We start from the raw sequence: 3,286 nt of genomic DNA, 5'->3' as shown, positions 1-3,286 counted from the left end.
ACGGTGCGAAAACCCTTGAGCCGGAGGGGGCAATAGGCGAGAGGGCCTTTGGAACTTATCTCCACGGCATCTTCCACAACTTCGAGTTCACGGAGAGGTTTTTGAACTTCCTCAGACTGGAGAAGGGACTCGAACCTGTTTCAGTCGAAGGGTGGAGCATTGAGGAGGAAATAGAGCGGTTCGCGGAGGTCGTTGAGAAAAACCTTGACGTGGAGAGAATTTTAGGGGAGCTTAGACTCTAAAAATAATCCTCTGGTCTCTCAAGCTCCTTCGGTGGGTGTTTTTTAAGCAACCAGAGCTTCAGGCGGAGGTAGATGTAAAAACCGAGGAAGATGAGAACGCCGAGGAGCATTAGGACGACGGCAACAACGAGGAAGCCGAAGAGAAACAGCAAGCCCAGTATCAGAACACCAGCGAGGGCAAGGGTGCCTTTTATTTCCTCCTTCATCTTCCCACCAGTCTCGCTATTCTGTTGGCGAGCTTTAACTCTTCCGGCGTGTTCACGTTTAAAGCCAGGAGGGGGTTGCTCAGCTCGAAAAACTTCTCTCCCTCGCTTCCGACTGCGTTTAGTCCAACTATTGCATAGCCTTTATAGGTTGGGGGCCTCAAATCTCTCGGGACCTTCTCAAGTGAAAGGACACCCGTTAAGCTTACCCTTCCGTCGAAGGCTTTCGCGAGTGAGCTAACATCAGAGGCCTTTAAGAAGGGCAAATCGGCTGAAACGCTGACGAAAGGCCCGAACTCACGAAGGAGCCACTTCACATCTTCGACGTAGCCCTTTCCCGGTGTTTCAACGAAGGGAACTCCTTCCCGAAGGCACAGCTCTCTGGTCTTCGGTGTGTTCCTTGAGACTGCCACGATGGTTTCTCCTATTGCTGATGCCTCCTCATAGACCCGAAGGAGCATCGGCTTTCCCCCAACCTTCAGAACGGGCTTTTCCCTCCCCATGCGCGTTGACCTTCCGCCGGCGAGGATGATTATTAGTGATGGCATAGTTCGGACCTCTTAATTTTACAGGAAAATAGCCTTCACCGAATACGGGGCCTTCCTAAAGTCTTCATCCATCGTCACAATCGTTAAACCCTTAGAAAGGGCAACCGCACACTGATAGGCATCATCGAAATCCAGTCCATACTTTAGGTGGAATTCAACAACCCGCTCGTACTCTGACTCAGGGAGAGCGATAACCTCGACGTTTGGAAGAACATCCTGAATGAACTCAAGAAAGACCTCAGGGCGTTTGAGCCTGAAGAGAATAACCCCAACCGAATGGAGAGTGAAATCCGTTATAAAAAGCTCGCCCTGATGGGAACTCAAGAACTGTTTTGCAGTTTCTTTCTTTTCTTGACCAAGAAGGATTTCAAGGAAGATGTTTGTGTCAATCAGATACATCTTCCAGCCACTCCAAGGCTTTGTGCTGGAGCTCAACGGATGTAAGCTTAACGTCCTTTAACTTATCTTCCCATGAGAACGTGAAGCCCCTTCTTTTTCCACCTTTTCGACCGTACTTCTGGAGGAGAAACTCGGCGTAGTCTAAAAGCTCCCTCCGCGCCTCCGGTGGAAGTTGGGAGAGAATTCTCTCAACGTCCTGCATGGTTTCACCATCTAAATTTAGGTGATGCAATATTTAAAGATAAGCCCACACAAACGCTAAAACGAGTAGCGTTCCTGTTCTCGTTATCTCGGCGATGGCCCCGAGGCAGTCCCCGTTTATTCCGCCAAAGTTCCTGAGGGAGAGCCTTATCGCATACGCGCCGAAGAGAAGGCCGAGGATTCCCAAGAGGGCGGGCGGGTCGGAGAGTACTATTGGGAGGTAAAGAAGAGCGTAGAGGAGCGTGCCAACGGCGAACTGCTTTCCGTTCATTTTTTCCATGAAGTACGCACCTAATCCACGGCCAAGGGGCTTTCTTGTGGCCAACCCAAGGAGGAGTGAAAACTTGGAGTTCAGCTCGGCTAGATAGATTGCATAGAAAGGAATGAGCTGGAGCGAGTAAACCTGGAGGAACAGCACCATCACGACGGCGAAAACGCCAGCTATGCCAGTGTTGAGGTCTTTCATGGCTTTAATCTTTCTCTCGCGGTCGCCCTTGACCATTATTCCGTCGGCCCAGTCAGCCAATCCGTCGAGGTGGAGGAGCCCTATCGTAAAGTAGAGCGCCAGAAGGGCAAGGACATTGGATAGGGGTAACTTGAGGTATAAGATAACGAGAGCAAGGGCAGAGCTTACTGGGGCTATCAAAGGAAAGGCCCAGAGCTCATTCCGGGCCCTTTCGAAATCTCCTTTGAGAGGAACCCGCGTTAGGAAGGGGAGAATGTTCTTCATTCAAAGTCCTCCTGGAAAAGCCTTGTCATACAGCCCGCTATAAATCCTCCGATTGCATCGTCCAAAAAAGGCGGTAGCTCGGCGAGAATTCCCGGCTTTCTCGTGTCGTAGTAGAAGAAGTTGAAGAGGGCCATTTTACCGCCTATGTACTCCGCGATGTTGATTCCGATGAGCTCGTCCGCAACCAGATTAACAGGGTCGCCTTCAACCCTAAAGTTCTCCTCAAGGAGAAGGGCCGACAAAAGGAGGGCCTGAACGTTGATGTCATTGAGGTGGCGGAGCATAACCCTCTTGAGTCTTCTCCTTACCTTCTCACTCTCATCTCCAACGTAGAGCTCCATCGCCGTGTCAAGCATGTCCTTTAGGGTTATCCCGGACCTTTCGAGTTTTTGGAGGAGTTCTTCGGCGTTCACGCTCTCACCAACCCAAAGCGAACCCAGTGGTATCTCTCGCTCTCCTCGAAGGAGTTTACAGCGAGCTTGAAACGTCCCTCAAAAAGAGGCGATGCCAGGACAACCGTGTGGAACTCTCCAAATTCTCCAATCGGGTCAACACCGGGATAGGCTTTCAAAAATTCCTCCAGGTCGTTTTCTGAGCTGAAGGTGTAGGTCAGCGCTTCTTTTGGCAATTTCTTCCTGTCAACGGCTATTATCGCCCACTCAAGGCCTTCCCTGAGCATTTCGAGGGCAAGGTCGAGGGTGTTCCTCCCCCATAATGGCTCAAGGGCCTTAATTCCGGCCTTCTCAGCGAGGGCTTCAACCCACACCTTGTGATCCTCAAGGAGAACGTCCCCAGCGATGAGGTAATCAACGCCGAGGGAACCGAGAAATTCAGCTAAGGCGTCGCTTCCATTGGCCATGTCAAAGGTAAGCAACTCCTTCCCCATTGCCCCGGCGAGCGTTTTTAGAGCTCCAAAATTCTCCCAGTGGGGCGAGAGACCTATCGTGGTTTTGAGCGCCAGCA

At 51.2% G+C, this 3,286-nt stretch carries 7 protein-coding genes and 1 pseudogene; 1 reads left to right on the top strand and 7 read right to left on the bottom strand.

Annotation, left to right across the window (positions count from 1 at the left end; genetic code table 11):
- Nucleotides 1-242: pseudogene (locus tag MVG27_RS00945) on the top strand (cobyric acid synthase CobQ); the annotation flags it as partial.
- On the opposite strand, the gene MVG27_RS00940 reads toward MVG27_RS00945, so the two are convergent.
- The 7 genes from MVG27_RS00940 to MVG27_RS00910 all read right to left on the bottom strand — a co-directional run.
- Nucleotides 239-448, bottom strand: a complete 210-nt coding sequence (locus tag MVG27_RS00940) for a hypothetical protein (protein WP_297550104.1) — start codon at nucleotides 446-448, stop codon at nucleotides 239-241. The pseudogene MVG27_RS00945 and the gene MVG27_RS00940 sit on opposite strands and share 4 nt — an antisense overlap.
- On the bottom strand, nucleotides 445-993 hold the full coding sequence (locus tag MVG27_RS00935; RefSeq protein WP_297550103.1) for an NTP transferase domain-containing protein: 549 nt from the start codon (nucleotides 991-993) through the stop codon (nucleotides 445-447). Before MVG27_RS00935 ends, MVG27_RS00940 begins: the two co-directional genes overlap by 4 nt.
- Nucleotides 994-1,011: 18 nt before the next feature.
- Nucleotides 1,012-1,392, bottom strand: a complete 381-nt coding sequence (locus MVG27_RS00930; RefSeq protein ID WP_297550101.1) for a PIN domain-containing protein — start codon at nucleotides 1,390-1,392, stop codon at nucleotides 1,012-1,014.
- On the bottom strand, nucleotides 1,379-1,594 hold the full coding sequence (locus tag MVG27_RS00925) for a DUF2281 domain-containing protein (protein ID WP_297550099.1): 216 nt from the start codon (nucleotides 1,592-1,594) through the stop codon (nucleotides 1,379-1,381). Before MVG27_RS00925 ends, MVG27_RS00930 begins: the two co-directional genes overlap by 14 nt.
- 33 nt (nucleotides 1,595-1,627) lie before the next feature.
- Nucleotides 1,628-2,323 (bottom strand): adenosylcobinamide-GDP ribazoletransferase, encoded by a 696-nt coding sequence (cobS, locus tag MVG27_RS00920; RefSeq protein ID WP_297550096.1) that lies wholly within the window; start codon nucleotides 2,321-2,323, stop codon nucleotides 1,628-1,630.
- Nucleotides 2,320-2,736 carry an alpha-ribazole phosphatase CobZ gene (cobZ, locus tag MVG27_RS00915; RefSeq protein WP_297550094.1) on the bottom strand — a complete coding sequence of 139 codons (417 nt, stop codon included), beginning with the start codon at nucleotides 2,734-2,736 and terminating at the stop codon, nucleotides 2,320-2,322. Before cobZ ends, cobS begins: the two co-directional genes overlap by 4 nt.
- A partial coding sequence (locus MVG27_RS00910; protein WP_297555914.1) for an ATP pyrophosphatase occupies nucleotides 2,733-3,286 on the bottom strand: 554 nt, incomplete at its 5' end. The genes cobZ and MVG27_RS00910, both read right to left, overlap by 4 nt.

Origin of the sequence: Thermococcus sp. (genome assembly GCF_027011145.1) — an archaeon.
Taxonomy (GTDB): domain Archaea; phylum Methanobacteriota_B; class Thermococci; order Thermococcales; family Thermococcaceae; genus Thermococcus.
The sequence above is the reverse complement of the archived record's forward strand: the minus strand, read 5'-3'. Positions and strand labels throughout refer to the sequence as shown.